We start from the raw sequence: 18,280 nt of genomic DNA, 5'->3' as shown, positions 1-18,280 counted from the left end.
GCACAAACGGGGGACCTAACCCCCATTGGTGGGATTGTTGGACGACGAAGGCGTCAGCCTGCCCGCGCTGCTAGAGTGGATGTTTGGGCTCTAAAGCGGGCCAATTTTAGGAGCACACGTCATCTATGTTTTTGCCAGGACACTTCCACTTCGGGCCGACACAGCGCATTCACTTTATCGGGATCGGAGGGATCGGCATGAGCGGGATCGCCGAGATTTTGCTGACGATGGGATATCCGGTCTCCGGTTCCGACCTCCGCCGTTCGGCTGTAACCGACCGGCTGAGCGGGTTGGGCGCACGCATCTTCGAGGGCCACGTGGCGTCGAATGCGTCGGCGTGCGATGTAGTGGTGACGAGTTCGGCGGTATCGCCGAAGAATCCAGAGGTGTTGGAAGCACGCGCGCGCAAGGTGCCGGTGATTCCGCGAGCAGAGATGCTGGCGGAGTTGATGCGGCTGAAGTACGGCATCGCTGTCGCGGGCATGCACGGCAAGACGACGACCACGTCGATGATCGCAGCGGTACTGGGCGGCGGCGGATTGGACCCGACGGTGGTAGTCGGCGGACGCGTGGATTCGATGGGATCGAATGCGCGGCTGGGGAACTCGCAGTATCTAGTTGCAGAGGCCGATGAGAGCGACCGGTCGTTCCTGAAGCTGTCGCCGATTCTTGGCGTGGTGACAAACCTCGATCGCGAGCACATGGACTGCTACAAGGACATGGAGGACGTGGAATCGGCGTTCCTGCAGTTCATGGATGGTGTGCCGTTCTATGGAGCGACGACAGCGTGCCTCGACAACGCGCAGCTTGCGGCTCTGCTGCCTCGTGTACGCCGGAAGGTCTACACCTATGGTGAGTCGGAGGCTGCGGACTTTCGGCTCAAGCCTCTGGCAAAGCAGCCGCATTGCCACTCGTTCTTTCAGGTCACTTTTGGCGGCGTAACGATGGGGCCGTTCAGCCTGCATGTCCCGGGACGGCACAATGTCTTGAACGCGACGGCGGCGATCGCGATTGGCGTGCAGCTAGGGGTTGCGCCGGAGCAAATCATGGCGGGGCTGGATACATTTCGTGGCGTGGACCGCCGATTCCAGATCAAGGGCGTCGTCAATGACGTCACCGTGGTGGATGACTACGGCCATCATCCGACGGAGATCCTGGCGACCCTTAGAGCCGCGAAGGACTGCGGCTACGGCAGGGTGCATCTTCTGTTTCAGCCGCACCGGTATACGCGGACGCGCGATCTTCTGGCGGAGTTTGCCGGGGCGTTTGGCGATGCCGATACAGTGCAGGTGCTGGATATCTATGCCGCGAGCGAGGAGCCGATTCCCGGCATCAACGGCGAGTCGCTCGCGGAGACAATTCAGCAGCATCATGCGGGCAAGGTGAGCTATGCGGCGAGCATTCCGGCTGCGGTTGCGGCGCTGGTGGCGGAGGCAAAGGCTGGTGAGGTGATCGTGACGCTAGGGGCGGGGAGTGTCTCGCAGGCGGCGCCGTTGCTGCTGGAGGCGCTGGCCTCATAAGCTGCACCTAACGAGTTCGTTATGCCGACGGTCTCCGGAAGTTCTCCCTTTCGGGAGCGCATCAGACTGTCCGCTTCAACGAATTGTCCGTTAGGCCGATCCAGGTTCTACAGGCTTCTGGCGGATACGCCGTAGTACCTTGCGATGGGGCATCGGGACCTGATCACCATGAGCCTTGACCACAGATTTACGAGTGCGGGTTTCATGATGAAAGGTATACCCGGCCCGCAGTCGCGTTGTCACTCAACCATTTGGTTGATTTTTGATGTCCGCTCAACTACAGCTACATCGGTCCAGTGGCCGATTGCCAACCCAGTTTCCGAAAACAACGACTTTACGGAAGTCCTCCGAGGCATATTCACTCCTCTCAGGATCGAACTGTTGTCGATCTTTAGGGAGTTATAGTACGGATGAGGATCAAACCCCTTGCACGCACTCGCACGCCCCAGCCTGAAGCAGCTCTCTGTTCTTTTTCTGTCTTTCCTCTGCCTCAGCACCCTCGCGCAATCGCCTGCGCCAAAGCTCGCTGAGCCAAAGCCCGGCGACCCAGTCTCCGACGGTATCGACCACATCACCCTCGGCCAGTCCGTCTTCCCGCTCAACGGGCCGTACAAGTTCAGCATCGGCGACTCGCCGCTAGACCCCGCCACGCGCCAGCCGCTTTGGGCCGAGCCCGGCTTCGACGACTCCCACTGGGAGAACGTCGACCTCACCCCGCCCGAGGGCTCCTTCGACCCCGTCTACGGCCTCTCCGACTTCGTCCCTGGATGGACGGCGAAGGGCCATCCAGGTTACTCCGGGTACGCCTGGTACCGCATCCGGGTGAAGGTCGAGGGCCTCGCTGGCCGCAAGCTGGCCCTCGCCGGCTCGAGCAATGTGGACGATGGCTTCCAGATCTTTGCCAACGGCAACCTTCTGGGTAGCTTCGGCGACTTCTCCACCAGCCATCCCATCGTCTACAACTCTCAGCCGACGCTTTTCCCCATGCCGCCTTCCGCCGACAGCACCCAAGTCCTCGCCTTCCGCCTCTGGATGGAACCCTCTACGCTCAACTACAACGCCGATGCCGGCGGCTTCCACACCGCTCCTCTGCTGGGCCAGGCAGGAGCGGTTTCCGCCAGCTACCAGGTGCGCTGGCTGGAACAGATTCGCTCCTATGCGCTAGACATCGTCCAAGCCTCTCTCTTTTTCTTGCTGGCGGTGCTGGCCATCAGCCTCTCCATCTTCGACCGCTCCGACAAGGTCTACTACTGGATCGCAGCCGTCTACGCGATCACAGCCGCTGGCTTAGGAGTGCAGGCTGTCGGCTCCCTAGGCCAGTCCATCAGCACGTTTACTTACAACCTATTGATGGACGTTCTATTCATCCCGCTCATCCTCGCGGTCTGGGTGATGGTCTGGTGGGTCTGGTTCCAGTTGAAGCGACCAACCCGGTTACCGAAGGCGGTCGTTCTGCTCACGCTGCTCTACATGGCGGGCAACCTGCTCGGCGAAGAAATCGTCTTTGGCCTCGTCCCGCACCCGGTCGCGGTGAAGTTTCATCTGCTTTCGGCAGCGGTTCGGCTGGCCTTCCTCGCGCTTCTGGTGCTGATCGTCGTCCTCGGCGTTCGCAAGCACGGGCGCGAGGGATGGGTCGCTCTTCCCGCCGTCCTCATGCTCGGCGTGTCCAGGTTCCAGCATGAACTGGATGTCCTTCATATCAAGCGCAGTTGGTTTCCTTTCGGGATACAGGTCAACCTTGGTATTGTGGCGCAGCTTCTGCTGGTGTTCGCGCTCTTCGTCCTTCTGCTGCGCCGGATGTTCGTCTCGCTGCGCCTGCAGCGCGAGCAGGCGCTCGACATCAAGCAGGCCGCCGAGGTGCAGCAGGTCATCCTTCCCGAGTCCCGCACCGTCTACCCCAGCCTGCTCATCGAGACCGAGTACCGCGCTGCCCGCCAGGTCGGGGGCGACTTCTTCCAGATCATCCCGCACCCTGCGGACGGAAGCGACAAGACTGGCAGCACGCTCATCGTCGCCGGAGACGTGACCGGCAAGGGACTCCAGGCCGGCATGACCGTCGCCCTGCTCATCGGAGCCATCCGGAGCACTGCGGAACTGAACTCCGACCCTCTGATCGTCCTCGAAGCTCTCAACCGACGGCTTATCGGCCGCGAGTCCTCGCAAGCCACCTGCCTTGCGCTCAGCATCGCCGCCGACGGCTCCTGCACGCTCGCTAACGCCGGCCATCTGCCGCCTTATCTCAACGGCAAGCCGCTCGACATGGAAGGCGCTCTCCCGCTCGGCATGATCGACGGAGCGGAGTTCTCCGTCATGCACTTCAACCTCGCCGACGACGACAAGCTGGTCATGGTCTCCGACGGAATCCTCGAAGCCACAAACGAGAAGGGAGAGTTGTTCGGCTTCGACCGCGTCGCTGAACTGCTCCGGAACAACGGTGCGGTAAAAGCGCTTGCAGACGCAGCCCAGCTCTTCGGCCAGGAAGACGACATTAGCCTCGTCGCCGTCACTCGAACTGTCGGTGTGTGACAACCTGTGCCCGAAGCGGAGAGTTTCGCTTTCATGGCGCGGGCAACGTGGCGCGGCGTTGCCCTAATTCACTGTCTCCCGCGAAACGGCGTTCTAGGAAATCTCGAGCGGCAAACGCCTTCTGCATGGGGGTGGCGAGGGCAGGATCTATAGCGTCAGCGATGCTGAGAGTTGGCTTAGCTGGGCAGTAGGTGGAGGTAGCCCCACCGCTCGGGGACGTGCATGTTGATGATGCCTTGAGGGGTCCATACCCAGTTATCTTCCCTGGGTTTGCCGGTGGTCCACTCGACGCGGCTGAAGTTGATGCGCCAGTCGGAGCCTGATGTGGGGTCGGGGGTGGGAAGCCGGGTGGTGAACGATTGCCATGGGATGGCGAGCTCTATGGTCCAGCCGTGGTCGGTGTCGGTGGATTGGTTGAGGGTGCCCTGGACGTTGACGGCAGATTGAAGACCGGGGATGGCCCAGGAGTTGTCGGGCAGGCCACCTTCGCGGTAGGGCTTGTTGAGAAAGAGGTCCCAGCTGGTATTGAGGGCGTTGATCTCGAACTCAAAGTAGCCCGGGTTGGCGAGGGGAGGCTTGAGGAAGAGCTCGAAGTCGTTATCGTGGAAGATGACGGAGTCGTGCCGGGTCAGGGTGGCTTTGACATCGGGCTCTTCAAGCTCGGCGGCGATATAGAGGTTCGTGGCGTCGTAGAGAATTTTGGCGCGGGTTCGGAGACGAGGGAGTGGTTTGGCGGGGCCTTCGATGTCGACGAAATCGGTGGTCCAGGGGGCCTGGAGCCATGCTGGGTCGTCGAGCTTGCCGTCGATGCGTGGAGGATGTTCGGTGCGGTGGCAGGGGTAGGTCTTCGGTGGGTCCAAAACAGGCGCAATCGGGGCCTGGGACTGGAGGGCTGTGGCGAGGATCAGGATGGTGGTGAGAGTGGCGTGCATGTGCGGAGCCTGCTTGAAACGATCGTACCTTGAAGTTTGTTTGCGGAACTGAAGTTTCCGCTAACACCGACTTTGCGGGAGCAACTGCACAACGAATCATGGTGGAGTATTGAGTCAAGCGCCCCCGGAGCATTACTCGGAGTCGCCCTCTTCCTCTTCATGCCACTGGCTCAAGTCGTCTACAGGGCTGGGGAGTCGTCCTTCTAACCACTCGGTGCAGGTCGCGGGAGTGAAGTCCGAACTGACACATTCGATCACCCAGGAAAGGAAATCCTGCGGCCCTCCGTTCATGTACGGGGGTGGGGATACCGGCTTGAATATAGTTGGAAGCCTTTCCTCTAGGGACAGGTAATTGAGTACGAATCCAAACTCTTGCACCACGTTCCATGCCAGTGGATGGGTAATATCAATTGTGAACTTGGCCCACCATTCGCCCTTGGCTGAGACACCACAACCAATCGTTCCCGTAATCGATGGGACTTTGGATAGAAAGCCCAATAGAGGCTTGAAGATGTCATCTGTCATCGTTTGGGTAAGCTTATATCGTTGCCGTCAGTGTGCCGATCCTCGAAAACGGGGATATGGGAAACTCCAAGTCTGAGTCCCCGCCGTGCCTCCGATGGGTGAGTTGCTGAACCGATACCCCTTGCGCTATCTCTTCGCCGCAAGCCAGTTGCGGCGGTTTATAGTCACGAAAGCGATTCTTCGCGACCCTGCTCAGGTTTGCGACAAAACGATCCATTTTCGAAGCGCGGAAGTGCGGTGCTTGATGCGCCGGAGGAGATGTATGCTCCTTCGCCAACCACCGCCCGACGCCGTCCACGGCTGACGGAAGCCGAACCTCGCGTGGACTCCGGGAGAGACTTCGACGACGACTTTGCCGATGGCCTGCCCGAACGGGTTGAAGAGGCTCCGGCCAGTTCGCGCCGTCAGCGCGGGAGGCGGTTCCGCTTCAATGGCCGTCCCGTGCGCCTGCCGAAGACGCTTTGGGGACGGGTCTTCAGCGCTGCCGGAGTGCTGCTGTTCCTCGCGGTCGTGGCTGCGGGAATTCTCGCGGTTCGAAGCTTCTTTCTGCACGATCCCCGCTTCGTGATCGAGTCCTCTTCCGCCATCGAAAGCGTTGGCAATACGCATGTGACACGGGCGCAGCTACTCAGTGTCTTCGGCGAAGATGTCGAGCGCAACATCTTCAACGTTCCGTTGGCGGAGCGCCGCGTCCAACTGGAGCGGATGCCCTGGGTAGAGCATGCGACGGTGATGCGTCTGCTGCCCAACCACATTCGCATCCTGATCACGGAGCGGACACCAGTTGCGCTCGTTCGCCAAGGAACGCAGCTCAGCATGGTGGATGCGAATGGCGTGCTGCTGGATATCCCAGCCGATATGCCGAGCGATCCGCACTACTCGTTTCCTGTGATTACAGGAGGCATCGGGGCGGACGAGCCCCTCTCTACGCGGGCCGCTCGGATGAAGATCTTCGGCCAGTTCATGGGGGATCTCGACAGCGGCGGAGACCAAGTCTCGAAGAAGATCAGCGAGGTTGACCTCTCCAATCCTGAGGACGTGAAGGCGCTGCTCTTCGAGGGCTCAAACGACGTTCTCGTCCATTTTGGCGATTCGGACTTCCTCGATCGCTATCGCAAGTTCGATCAACACCTGGCGGAGTGGCGAACACAGTATCCAAAGCTCTCGTCGGTCGATATGCGCTACGACCGGCAGGTGGTGCTGGATATGCAGCCGGGCAGCGAGGTGCCGATCAAGGCGGCGACTACGCCTGTAGTTGAGCAGGGCGGAAAGGCAGCTGCAAAGCCGGTTAGCAAGTTAGCGAGTCAGCCGGTAGCGAAGACCGTAGTGAAGGTCCCGGGTGTTGCACCGCACAAGCCGATCTTGCCTGTCGCGAAAGCAGCGGCGCAGCATCCTGTGAAGCCCGCCACAAAGGCACCTGGGAAGGCTCCCGCCAAGCCGTTGACGCAGGGCAAGAAGTCAGCGAAACCGGCTGCCGAAGAGTGGCACATGGTCGTGGTTAAGCCGCATACTAAGGCTGCGGCGTCGCTTGCAGCGAAGGCGAAGCCGACGCACTCTCCTCAAGCGAGCCGGCAGTGACCCAGAAGCCTGACAGTCTCATCACGGTGCTCGACGCCGGGAGTTCGAAGTCGGTGGTGCTGGTGGCGGAGCTTCATGACGGCGTGCTGCGCTACCGCGGTCACGGCATCGAGGTCTCGCGCGGAATGCGCAAGGGGCTGATCTCGAAGCTTGAGCCTGCAGCCGAGGCGATTAATAAGGCTGCCTTGACAGCAGAGCGGCTGACCAAGGCGGGCATCGAGAGCTGCGTGGTGGGCATCGGCGGAACCCATGTGAAGGGGATCAACAGCCGGGGCGGCATCAGCATGGGCAGCCGGATGAAGGAGATCACGCGCGAGGAGGTTCGCGCCTGCGTCGATCGTGCGCGATCAATTGCGCTGCCACCCGATCGCGAGGTGCTGCATCTGCTGCCGCAGGAGTTCATCCTGGATGACCAGGAGGGGATTCACGATCCGATCGGGATGGTCGGCAACAAGCTTGAGGTGAACCTTCATCTTTCGACCTGCTCGGGAGGGATCGCGCAGTCGGTGGTGACGTGCGCGAACCGCGCCGGGCTCGAGGTGATCGACACGGTGTATGAAGGCATCGCTGCGGCAGAGGCGGTGCTCTCTGCCGACGAGCGGGAGCTTGGCGTGTGCATCGCGGATATCGGTGCGAGCACGACGGAGCTTGCGGTTTTTTTCGAGGGTTCGATCGCGCATACGGCCGTGCTTCCGATTGGCGGCGACCACTTTACGAACGACCTCGCGGTCGGGCTGCATATCTCGGTCGAAGAGGCCGAGTATCTGAAGAAGACCTTTGGCAACTGCGTGGTGACGGCGGTGCCACAGTTAAACGAGATTGAGATTGGCGGCAACGTCGCGGACCCGAACGCGCATCCCGCGCGGATGGTGCGGCAGCGCTTCCTGGCGGAGATTCTGGAGCCACGGGCGCGCGAACTGTTTACGATGCTCCGCGACAACTTGCGCCAGGGCGGCGTGCTGGAGGCGCTGGGCGCGGGTCTGGTGCTGACGGGCGGCGGCGCGAATCTGCAGGGTTTGCAGGACAATGCGGAGAGCCTGCTGCGGGTCTCATCGCGAATAGGCCGCCCGGTGCCGCTATCGAGAATGCCGGAGGAGTTGGTGCGGCCCGAATTTTCGGTCGCCATCGGAATGCTGCTTTACACGCATCGGACACAGGTGCGGCGAGCGAACGAAGAGCAAGGATTGAAGTCGAAGTTGAAGTCTATTTTTGGCGGGAGTTTTTAGCAGAGGCCGATTCTGTAGTCCGCAGTCCTTCCCCCGCAGGTGTCCCAATTTCGAACATCCTTTGGTTCAAGTACGCGCAAATACCCGGCTTTCTTCTTCCCACGGTGGGAGAATGAGCTTGTCGAATTAAGAAATCAGCATTCAGGCAGTTCAAGGCAGCAAGGAGTTTCCGATGACCATTCAAGCCGAAGATCCCCTCCGCATTCAGTATCACGAAGATCCTCCGCATGGCGCACGCATCAAGGTGATTGGTGTCGGCGGCGGCGGCAACAATGCCGTCAATCGCATGATCGCAGCCGGGGTGGAGGGCGTTGAGTTCATCACAGCCAACACCGACGTGCAGGCGCTGAAGGCTTCGAACGCTCCCATCAAGCTGCAGCTTGGGGTGAAGTTGACGAGCGGCCTGGGCGCGGGTGCGAATCCGGATGTAGGCCGGCGTGCGGCGCTCGAAGACTCGGAGAAGATCATCGAGGCGCTTGAGGGTGCGGACATGGTCTTCGTCACCGCTGGACTGGGCGGCGGCACGGGAACGGGCGCGGCTCCGGTGATCGCATCGCTGGCAAGTGAGATGGGAGCGCTGACGGTTGCGGTCGTGACGCGGCCTTTTGGCTTTGAAGGCAAGCGGCGGATGGCGCAGGCGGAGCGCGGCCTGCAGGAGCTGTTGGAGGCGGTCGACACGCTGATCGTGATCCCGAACGAGAAGCTGCTGGCGGTCGCGAAGGACGCGGGATTCTTTGAGAGCTTCCAGATCGCCGACGACGTGCTGCGCCAAGCGGTGCAGGGGATCTCGGACATCATTACGATTCCTGGCGTCATCAATCGCGATTTTGCCGACGTGAAGACGACGATGGCGGGCATGGGCTATGCAGTGATGGGTACGGCGTCGCGTTCGGGCGAGACTCGCGCGAAGGACGCTGCTGCGGCCGCGATGGCTTCGCCGCTGCTTGAGGCTGGGGCGATCGATGGGGCGCGCGGCATCCTGATCAACGTGACCGGATCGAGCTCGCTGAAGCTGAGCGAGGTGAACGAGGCTTCGACCATCATCCAGTCCGCAGCGCATGAAGACGCGAACATTATCTTCGGCGCGGTGCTCGACGAGCGGCTGGGCGACGAGGTGAAGATTACCGTCATCGCGACGGGTTTCCGCGAGATGCCGCACGCGAGGCCGGCTGCGCCGGTGTCCGCGTCGGAGCCGGTGCCAATCGCCGCCGCTGCCCCCAAAGCGCCGGTTCTCCCGGAGCCGGTTCCAGTGGTGGAGGCTGCGGTTCCGCCGCCAATCCCGGTAGCTCCCCCGGTTGCGGTCGCTCCGGCAGCAGAGCCAACGCCCGTGGTCGAAGAGCAGCGATTCTTCCGGCCGGAGCGGCGTGAGCGCATGCTCGCCGATGCCGCGCTGCCCACAATCCGCCATGATGAGGTTCCTGTGCAGCCACGGGCTGTGAGTGGGATTTCAAGTGTGCGTGCAGCAGCGGAACGTTTCGCCGCAGAACATGCCGCATCCGCAGCTCCGGCAGTTCCACCCGCTCCGGCTGCTGTCGCACCTCCTCCGCCCGCGGCTACGGTACCTGCTGCGCCTGTTGCCCAGCCTCCAGCACCCGTCGCTGTAACTCCCGTTGCTCCCCCCCCGCCGACTTTTTCGGTGACGGCCTTCGCCGTGCCGACTCCAGTTCCTGAACCAATACCCGCATCAGTTCCAGCGGCGATAGAGCCCGTGGTCGCCGCGCCTGCGGTGGTCGCTCCGCCAACGGTTACCTCGGAGGCCGAGGAGCCGGATTTCCGAGTATCCGTGGTGTCGGCGGCGATGGCCGAGACGCATCGCTGGGCCCCGGCAGTCTTTGCCGCAGCTCCCCAGGTCGGAGCAGCTCCGGATGAGACAACCCCGGTCGCGACACCGGTCGCAGCTCCAGTTACAGCCCAGGTGCCAAGAGAGCCTGTGGCGGCTTCTTCGCTGACCACCTCGGCGGCCGAGGTAACGCCCCGGCCACGAGCAGTAACTCCCCCGGTCGCGCCCGAGCCCGAGCTTCGTTCCGTTCCGGCTTCCATCTTCGACGACGAGTTCTTCCGCTCGCCGGCCCCTGCGCGGCAGGAAGAACGGGTTGAGGAGCCGAGACCTGTCTCCTCCTTCTTGAGCAGCCCGGCGTTCCGAACCTCGACCCCGCCAACTCCACGTCCGAGTGAGGCAAGCGGTTACGAGCTCGCCGCAGGTCATGAACGGCCCGCTCCACCTCTGCGGCCACAGTACGTCGAAGCGCAGCCCATCGAGCGCCCGGTTGAGCGCCTTGTCGAACGTCATATTGAACCTGAGATTGAGGCACCGGTTGCGCCCGAAAGGCCCAGGCAAGAGGCCCCTGCGCGCAGTTCCTTCTTCTTTGGCAGAAAGCCTGCCCCGGTCGAAACGATAGAGACTGCCGATTCGGATGAGCTTGATATTCCAGCATTTCTGCGTCGCGGGCGTTGACGAGCAGGTTGCGCAAACGATGGTGTTCTTCTATCCACTGACGCTGGCGAGAGTCAAAGGGAAGGGGCTTCAAAACGGGCAAGTGGCTGGGCAGATATCCCCCAGAAGAAGAATGGCCGTGCCGCGCGGGATGAACGTAAGATTAAAGTGTGATCACTCCCTGCAAGGTTTGGGTGGCATCCACCGTGCAGACATGGCGTCTGGTGTCAAAAGAGGAGTCAATCTTGGTTAAGTCTTCCCGATTTGTTGCTTTTTGTCTGTTTGTGCTCGCCTTGGTGATCGGACGTGAAACCGCCTTTGCGAAGGTGGTTCATCACCCACACGCGGTTGCGAAGACGAAGGGCCATGTGGCCGCGACGAAGACCTCCCATCGGGTGGCACGCGCTTCAACCGCAAAGGCCGCCACGGCCAAGGTTGCGGTTGTTCGCTCTGGTCGCCGTGGGGCAGTGAAGACTAAACTCGCTGTCCGGCGCACACGCTATACCGAGCGTTTTACCGGTAACTCCTTTGCTGACATCGACAACCTAACGCTCGGGGATGTGACCCAGGGAGAAGATCCGGTGGTCCGGGCGGCAGCGATTGAAGCTCTAGGCAACATGAATGGGACAGCGCTGGCGATCGATCCTTCGAGTGGTCGGATCCTAGCGATGGTGAACCAGAAGCTGGCACTCTCGCCCGGCGCGGAACCCTGTTCGACGATCAAGCTTTCGGTCGCGCTTGCGGCGCTTGAAGAGGGAATAGTGACCCGCGACACGCCGGTGAATCTCGGCGGTCACTATCATCTGACGCTGACCGAGGCGCTGGCGCACTCGAACAACCTTTATTTTGAGACACTTGGCCGCTCGCTTGGCTTCGAGCGGGTGAAGCACTACGCGAACCAGTTCGGCCTGGGCGAGCTCGCTGGTTACAACATTCAAGGCGAGCAGCTTGGCACCTATCCCGACCACGAACTTCCTGCCTCGGCAGGCGGCGTGGGCCGGATGTGCAGCTTCGGAGAGAGTGTCTCCATGACCCCGCTGCAACTTGGAGCGATGGTGGCGGCGATCGCCAACGGCGGCACGCTCTACTATCTGCAGCACCCGCAGACGCCAGAAGATATTGCAAGTTTCAACCCGAAGGTGAAGCGGATTCTCGACATCGCTCCTCTGCTGCCGGATATGCACGTCGGGATGGCGGCGGCGGTCCAGTATGGGACAGCGCGGTCGCTGAAGGCGAACTTCACCGAGTTTCCCGTGATGGGGAAGACAGGGACGTGCTCGAATAACGGCGTGCGTTATGGCTGGTTTGGTTCGTTCGCTGATACACCGACGGGACGTATCGTTACGGTGATCTTCCTTGAAGGCGGTCGGCCAACCTTCGGCCCCAAGGCGGCGGAGCTGACAGGTCAGTTCTATCGCGGAATGTGGGAGCGCGCTTACTTCCAGCCGAAGGTACAGGCTGTCACGGACACTACCACCGGCACCCGCTAAAGCGGCGAACTCCCGTACTCTTACATCAGAGAGTTATGGGAAAATACGAGATATTGACTGCGGCCGATATGGCTGAGACTGACCGGCGGACGATCGTCGAGTGCGATATCACGATGTCCACGCTGATGGGGAACGCGGGCACTGCCGTAGCGCGGTTCATCGAACGAAGCTATCCCGAAGCGAGTCGGCTGCTGTTTTTGTGCGGCAAGGGCAATAACGGCGGCGACGGGATTGTTGCTGCGAAGGTGCTTGCGGTGACGGGGCATCGTGAGATTACGATTGCGATTTTGGGCGAGGTCTCCGACCTGAAGGAGACGCCGACTGCGGAGCTACGGGCGCTGATGGCTGCTGCTCCTCACGTGACGGTTGTGGGCATGAAGGAAGGTTCGCTTCCGGAGGCTGAGAGCTTCGACCTTATCGTCGATGCGATTGTGGGCACGGGATTCAAGCCGCCGCTGAAGGGATTGGGAGCAGAGATTCGCGACCGCGTTGCTTTGCTGCGGACGCCTGTCGTCGCGGTTGACCTTCCCTCCGGCTGGGATGCGGACTCGACAGAGCAGAAGTCGCCTGATGCGTTTCGGGCGGATGCGGTGGTGACGTTTACCGCGCCGAAGCTCGCGCATGTCTTTGGTGCGCTGACGCGAGGGAACGTCTTCGGGCCGGTGGTGGTGGCGGGGATTGGATCGCCGGATGCGGTCATTGCCAGTTCAGGCAATCTGCACTGGGGCGGAGCTTCCAAGACGATCGCGGAGATGCCCAGGAACGTCAACTCGAATAAGGGCAAGTTTGGACATGTCTTGCTGGTGGGTGGGTCGTATGGAACGGCGGGCGCGCCTTCGATGTCTGCACTCGCGGCAATGCGGACCGGGGCCGGACTAGTGACGGCTGCGGTGCCGGATAGCATTGTGAATCTCGTTGCCCAGATTGCTCCGGAGTTGATGATTGCGCCGCTGACGCAAGGCGACGAGGGGGCGGTTGACCTGAGGAACCTCGACCGGCTTGATGTGTTGATGAAACGCATCTCGGTGGTCGCTATTGGGCCGGGGCTTTCGACCAAGGGTGAGGCTTCGGAGTTTGCGCGGCAGCTTGTGGCGAAGACGACGGTGCCGATGGTGATCGACGCCGATGCTTTGAACGCCTTTGACGTGACTCGCACCCATTTTCTTGATGGCGTTGGCCGCACCATCGTGCTGACACCGCATCCGGGAGAGTTTGCGCGGCTAACCGGGCTGACGGTGAAGGAGGTTGAGGCTGACCGCATCAACCTTGCGCGAGCCTTCGCGACGAAGCACCAAGTCACGCTAGTGTTGAAGGGATGGCGGACGTTGATCGCACATCCGGATGGCAGTATTGCGGTGAACACGACCGGAAATCCGTCGATGGCGAAGGGTGGGAGCGGCGATATCCTTACGGGCATCGTCGCCGCGATGCTGGCGCAGTTCCCGGATAATATTGCCGAGGCAGTGGAAGCGGCAGTGTATCTGCATGGGCTTGCTGGCGACTTCGCGGCCCATGCCATGGATGAACACACGGTGTTGGCGACGGACACGGTCGCGAATCTTTCGGACGCATTTCGCTATCGGACGCGTGATGAGGACGGATTTACCTGGATTACGGGATTGAACAAGAGATGATTGACGCAAAGCACGAGAAGCGGTTTAAGACACGGTCTGTGAATGGGACTATGGCAATTGCGGAGCGCGTGGCGGAGATCCTGATGCCGACGCCTCGGCTGGTGATCCTGCGTGGGGAGATGGGCGCGGGGAAGACGACGCTGGTGAAGGGGATCGCGGCAGCGCTTGGAGCGGCTGACCCTGAGGAGGTCACCAGTCCGACATTCACGCTGGTGCATGAGTATCAGGGTACGAAGGTGAAGATCTATCACCTCGATCTCTACCGGCTGGAGACGGAGCGAGAGCTGGCGACGCTGGGCATTGAGGAGATGATCGCGGAGCCGGACGCTCTGGTGCTGGTGGAGTGGGGTGAGAAGTTTCCGCGCGTGGTGGAGATGGCGAACGGTGAAGTGGCGATGGAGAACCTTGGCGGCGACGAACGGCTTATGGTGATCGGAGTTAAGTAAGTAAAAGCCCGCTATGCGCGGGGCGGTCACTTCGTGACGTGTATTGGACTTCGCATGGCCCTCCCTTTGGTCGGGATGAAGATATTGCGACCGAAAGGAGCACCACGCAAAGCGGTATACAAGTCACGAAGTGACCGCCGCCCGCGCAGGGCGCCTTAAGCAGCTCTTGCCGTAGTTCCACGCCCAACATAGCGATAGATGGCGCACTCTTCATCGCCAGTCGATCCATAATCGCGCTGCTGAGCGATGGCTTCGAGATCGGCGGCGTGGTCTTCCGCGGACATCGCGACCTTGCCGAACCAGAGCCGCGTGAACGCCGGGTTGCGGTCGAAGACGGAGGCGCACTCGGCGTTGACGTAGAGGATGTCGAGGTCGCCGGGACGGTGAGCGAACTGGCTTTCCATTCGAGTAAGAAGCTTGCGCATCAGGGGAGCTTCAAAGGGGTGGAACATGAAGGCGATGCAGGGCGTTCGCGGGAAGTCAAACTCGAGCGCGTCCTGTTCGACGAGGCGGACGGGAGCGTGAGGTAATGCGGTAGGATCGGCGGCGTGGGTGTCGATCCAGTGGTCGACGTTGCGCTGCGCGATGTCGGCCATGGAGGGGTTGAGCTCGATGCCGATGACCTGGCGAAAGGGAAGTTCGCTGGCCACGAGAATAGCTCGGCCCTTGCCTGCGCCGATGTCGATGAAACTGTAGCGCTCGATGGGATGCGCAGGAGCTGTGTCGAGCCAGAGCTCGACGAGGCTGCGCAGGATGGATGGCGCGACGCCGTAGTAGGCGGTGACGTGCTTGTCGCTGCTGTGGCCGGTGATGAGGTCGCCGGCGGGGATGAGGCCGCTGGTCTCGACGCCGTGCATGGAGTCGAAAGGATGGATTGGGTCGGGCGCGCTCTTTCGCTTCGCCACTAGGCCGCCCTCAAGGTTCGATGCCCAGAAGCTTGCGGCCTTCGGGGGAGATGCGTGCGGGGCTCCATGCCGGCTCCCAAACGAGGTCGACCGAGGTCTGGCTAACGGTCTCGAAGGCGCTGAGGCGGCCTTCGATCTGCGCGATGATCTGGGTGTGGGCGGGGCAGCCCTTTGATGTGAGGGTCAGGCTGATGTGAATCTTGTGGCGTGGAGGAACGCCGGGGATGCCCGCGCCGGGAGCGTCGGGATCAGGCGCGACGGCGACGCTGTAGACAAGGCCGAGGTCGACGATGTTGCAGGGGACTTCGGGGTCGTAGCAGTCGCGGAGGGCGTCGCGGATGGAGTCTTCTGTGATCTTTTGATTCATCGCAGATTAGTTCGTTCTCTCAACAAGATATTGCGCGATTGCCTTGAGGCCATCGGCGGCTGCGCCGAAGGGTTCAAGTTCGGCGAAGGCATCGGCGATGAGAGTCTTTGCGTCTTCGTTCGAGCGCTCGATGCCGTAGACGGCGGGCCAGGTGGCTTTGACGGTTGCGGTGTCCTTGCCGGCGGTCTTGCCGAGTTGCGCGGAGTCCTGCGTCATGTCGAGGACGTCGTCGACGATCTGGAAGGCGAGTCCTGCCTTTTCGCCGAAGGAGCGCAGCCGCCCGATGGTGTCGGACGATGCGGTCGATTCGGTTGAAGCGGAGCCCGCGCCGTAGAGGCCGCCAGCGACGATGCTGACGGCGATGAGAGCGCCGGTTTTGGCGCGGTGGATGGCTTCGACGAGCTCCGCCGTCGGCGTGTGGCCTTCGCCTTCGATGTCCATGACCTGGCCGCCGATCATTCCCGGGGGAAGTCCGGTCTGGATGTCACCGACCGTGCCCACGCCGGTGGAGACGGCGGCTGCGATCTCGCGCAGGATGGCGACGGTCGTTGCTGGCGGCGGGCGGAGGTTGCCGATTGTCTGGAAGGCGAGTGTCTGAAGGGCGTCGCCTGCGAGGATGGCTGTGGCCTCTCCGAAGGCGACGTGGCAGGTCGGCTGGCCGCGACGGAGAACATCGTCGTCGAGCGCCGGCAGGTCATCGTGGATGAGCGAGTAGGTGTGCAGCATCTCCAACGCCGCGCCTAGCTCGGCTACGCCTTCAGGGATCGCGTCTATGAGAGCGGGATTGGAATGGGCTGCCACCATACGGGCTGCTTCCATGCAAAGGATGGGCCTAAGACGCTTGCCGCCGGCGAAGACGCTATGGCGCATGGCGCGATGGATGGAGTGGGGAAGGACATCCGTACCAGGCAGCAGGTGTTCCAGGGCGGCGTCGGTGGAGGCGGCACCGGAACGTAAAAGAGATTGAACAATCGAATTCATCAATCTCCGATGATACGCGAGGGGCTATGGACTCGGCTCGGAGGCAGAGATGCGTCGACGGCGCGCGGCGATGGCGATTGCCGCGCAGAGTGCGACGAGGGTGATGCCGTCGCCGAGTTTGCGGTCGAGAGTCATCGCGTAGGAGATGGCAATATCGGATCGGCCTGCTTTGATCGGAACCGCGATGAGACCGTCGGCACGGTCGACTCGTTGCGTGCTGACGTTGCCGTTTATCCGGATCAGCCATGCGGGAAAAACACGCAGGTTCAGGACGACTACGGCGTCGCGAGGTGTGGTAATCGCGAAATTCATCGGCGACGTGCCTTCTCGTTCTCCCCGGGCTGACGGAAGGCCATTGCCGTCTTCGGTTAGCCAATAGGGAGGATTGACGTGGGAGAGGGCTTCGTTGTCGGCGTTGGTGGGGGTGTACTCATCGGTTGGGTCGGTACCCATGTGGGTGCGAAAGACCGCGAGTCGGGCGGCGACGTTGTCTTCGTCGTCGCATGACTGAGTGAAGGCTTTCGCAGCAGGCCACATGACGCAGGGAAGTACGATGACGGCGAAGATGCCGAGCCACAGGCTTTGAACGCTGACGCGCGCAAGAAGCAGAGCAAGTCCGGAGCAGAGGATCGCAGCGAGCACGGCTGTGAGTCGCCAGGGGAACTGCAGGAAGGTCATCTCCGGCGCGATACGCCAGAAGATGGCGCTGGCTGGTATCAGCAGAACTCCGATGAGAATGCCCAGAATGCTAAGGGAGATCGCATGGCGGCGCGTGTCCGGCGACGCATTCGCTCGCGTGGGGCGTACGAGGAGCGTGGCGAGGATGACTAACGCTGCGGCGAGGATGGCGACAGCGATGAGCGAGGCTGTGTGCAGGACTTCGTCGTGCAGAGCGTCAGTGGTGTGGTGGAAGAGGAAGTTGTCTTCGATCCTCATGCCTTCGATGGTGGCCATGGCGATCTGCACCCAGCGGCGTTCATCGGCCGCGGGCAGGATATAGAAGGCGGCGAGGCCGAGGCCGAGGGCGAGCCCGGCAAAGATTCGCAGCGCGAGAGCGCTAGTAGCCTTGAGTCGCGAATCGCTGCGGTCGTCGAGCCACTGCCAGAGCATGCGAAGCACAGCCAGCACGGCGAGCGCATAGCAGCCCATCACGGCGGCGGGAGCGTTGGTCAACCATAGGAGAGCTACGGGTACGGCGATGCGGAGGGGCGTGATGCGATCGCGCAGGATAGCGGAGAGCAGCAATGGTATCCACGCGGCGGCGAGGAGTTCGGCATACGCTGTGCGCTCGTACGCGGTGAAGAGCATGTAAGGATTCGCGAGATAGACCAGCGATGCGATGAGGGCTGCGTGCTCGCTGACTTTGAGAGTTCGCGCGAGAGAGTACATGGCAAAGCCGGATGCGGTGAGGGCGATCCACGTGTAGTTGATGGGAGCCGTGGACCAGCGCATCAGGCCGAGGATTGCGCCGAGCGACCACGATATCGGCGGGTAGAAGACGAAGCGCGGTTCACCCGCGTTCCATGCGGGAGAGAACGCCCAGGAGGGATGCAGGTTGCCCCGTTTGAACTGCGACGCGGCTTCCATCCAGCTGACAAGGTGGAAGTCGAAGTCGTGGCCGCAGGAGCAGCCGTGCAGGATGAGCGGAAGGACGGCGAGGAACGCTGCGGTGGGGATCAGGTAAAAGACGAGTGGGATCGGGCCGCGGCGCATGAG

Annotated in this window: 14 protein-coding genes; 8 read left to right on the top strand and 6 right to left on the bottom strand. The window is 61.7% G+C overall.

The window, feature by feature from the left end; all coding sequences use genetic code 11:
- Positions 1-125 precede the first annotated feature (125 nt).
- Both murC and HDF16_RS02010 read left to right on the top strand, forming a co-directional pair.
- Positions 126-1,520: a UDP-N-acetylmuramate--L-alanine ligase gene (murC, locus tag HDF16_RS02015; protein WP_184213491.1), complete on the top strand. Its 1,395-nt coding sequence runs from the start codon at positions 126-128 to the stop codon at positions 1,518-1,520.
- A gap of 426 nt (positions 1,521-1,946) precedes the next feature.
- A complete protein-coding gene (locus HDF16_RS02010) occupies positions 1,947-4,046 on the top strand; it encodes a SpoIIE family protein phosphatase (RefSeq protein ID WP_184213490.1) in 2,100 nt (699 codons plus the stop codon).
- Between the two features lie 176 nt (positions 4,047-4,222).
- Here the strand turns inward: HDF16_RS02010 and HDF16_RS02005 are convergent, their stop codons facing one another.
- Complete coding sequence (locus HDF16_RS02005) at positions 4,223-4,978, bottom strand: carbohydrate-binding family 9-like protein (protein WP_184213489.1); 756 nt, start codon at positions 4,976-4,978, stop codon at positions 4,223-4,225.
- A 132-nt stretch (positions 4,979-5,110) separates the two neighbouring features.
- Positions 5,111-5,503: a hypothetical protein gene (locus tag HDF16_RS02000; protein WP_184213488.1), complete on the bottom strand. Its 393-nt coding sequence runs from the start codon at positions 5,501-5,503 to the stop codon at positions 5,111-5,113.
- Between the two features lie 237 nt (positions 5,504-5,740).
- Here HDF16_RS02000 and HDF16_RS01995 point away from each other — a divergent pair, with 237 nt between their 5' ends.
- The 6 genes from HDF16_RS01995 (at position 5,741) to tsaE (ending at position 14,311) form a co-directional block, all read left to right on the top strand.
- A complete protein-coding gene (locus HDF16_RS01995) occupies positions 5,741-7,081 on the top strand; it encodes an FtsQ-type POTRA domain-containing protein (RefSeq protein ID WP_348641217.1) in 1,341 nt (446 codons plus the stop codon).
- Entirely contained in the window at positions 7,078-8,307 is a 1,230-nt protein-coding gene (gene ftsA / locus HDF16_RS01990) for a cell division protein FtsA (protein ID WP_184213487.1), read from the top strand. The genes HDF16_RS01995 and ftsA overlap by 4 nt, the downstream gene beginning before the upstream one ends.
- A 172-nt stretch (positions 8,308-8,479) precedes the next feature.
- Positions 8,480-10,762, top strand: a complete 2,283-nt coding sequence (ftsZ, locus tag HDF16_RS31765) for a cell division protein FtsZ (RefSeq protein WP_432432228.1) — start codon at positions 8,480-8,482, stop codon at positions 10,760-10,762.
- A gap of 224 nt (positions 10,763-10,986) precedes the next feature.
- A complete protein-coding gene (locus HDF16_RS01980) occupies positions 10,987-12,231 on the top strand; it encodes a penicillin-binding transpeptidase domain-containing protein (RefSeq protein WP_246408575.1) in 1,245 nt (414 codons plus the stop codon).
- A 35-nt stretch (positions 12,232-12,266) separates the two neighbouring features.
- Positions 12,267-13,865 (top strand): NAD(P)H-hydrate dehydratase, encoded by a 1,599-nt coding sequence (locus HDF16_RS01975; protein WP_184213486.1) that lies wholly within the window; start codon positions 12,267-12,269, stop codon positions 13,863-13,865.
- Positions 13,862-14,311: a tRNA (adenosine(37)-N6)-threonylcarbamoyltransferase complex ATPase subunit type 1 TsaE gene (gene tsaE / locus HDF16_RS01970; protein ID WP_184213485.1), complete on the top strand. Its 450-nt coding sequence runs from the start codon at positions 13,862-13,864 to the stop codon at positions 14,309-14,311. Before HDF16_RS01975 ends, tsaE begins: the two co-directional genes overlap by 4 nt.
- Before the next feature lie 155 nt (positions 14,312-14,466).
- Here the strand turns inward: tsaE and HDF16_RS01965 are convergent, their stop codons facing one another.
- The 4 genes from HDF16_RS01965 to HDF16_RS01950 are packed head-to-tail and all read right to left on the bottom strand — an operon-like array spanning position 14,467 to position 18,277.
- The gene (locus HDF16_RS01965; RefSeq protein ID WP_184213484.1) at positions 14,467-15,216 is read right to left on the bottom strand and encodes a class I SAM-dependent methyltransferase; all 750 of its coding nucleotides are present in this window, start codon (positions 15,214-15,216) and stop codon (positions 14,467-14,469) included.
- 10 nt (positions 15,217-15,226) lie between these two features.
- Entirely contained in the window at positions 15,227-15,583 is a 357-nt protein-coding gene (locus HDF16_RS01960; protein ID WP_184213483.1) for a metal-sulfur cluster assembly factor, read from the bottom strand.
- A 6-nt stretch (positions 15,584-15,589) separates the two neighbouring features.
- Positions 15,590-16,564 (bottom strand): polyprenyl synthetase family protein, encoded by a 975-nt coding sequence (locus HDF16_RS01955; RefSeq protein WP_184213482.1) that lies wholly within the window; start codon positions 16,562-16,564, stop codon positions 15,590-15,592.
- A 24-nt stretch (positions 16,565-16,588) separates the two neighbouring features.
- Complete coding sequence (locus HDF16_RS01950) at positions 16,589-18,277, bottom strand: hypothetical protein (RefSeq protein ID WP_184213481.1); 1,689 nt, start codon at positions 18,275-18,277, stop codon at positions 16,589-16,591.
- Between the last annotated feature and the right edge of the window lie 3 nt (positions 18,278-18,280).

The sequence above is a fragment of the Granulicella aggregans genome, assembly GCF_014203275.1.
Lineage (GTDB): Bacteria > Acidobacteriota > Terriglobia > Terriglobales > Acidobacteriaceae > Edaphobacter.
This window is presented reverse-complemented; position numbering and strand designations above follow the sequence as displayed.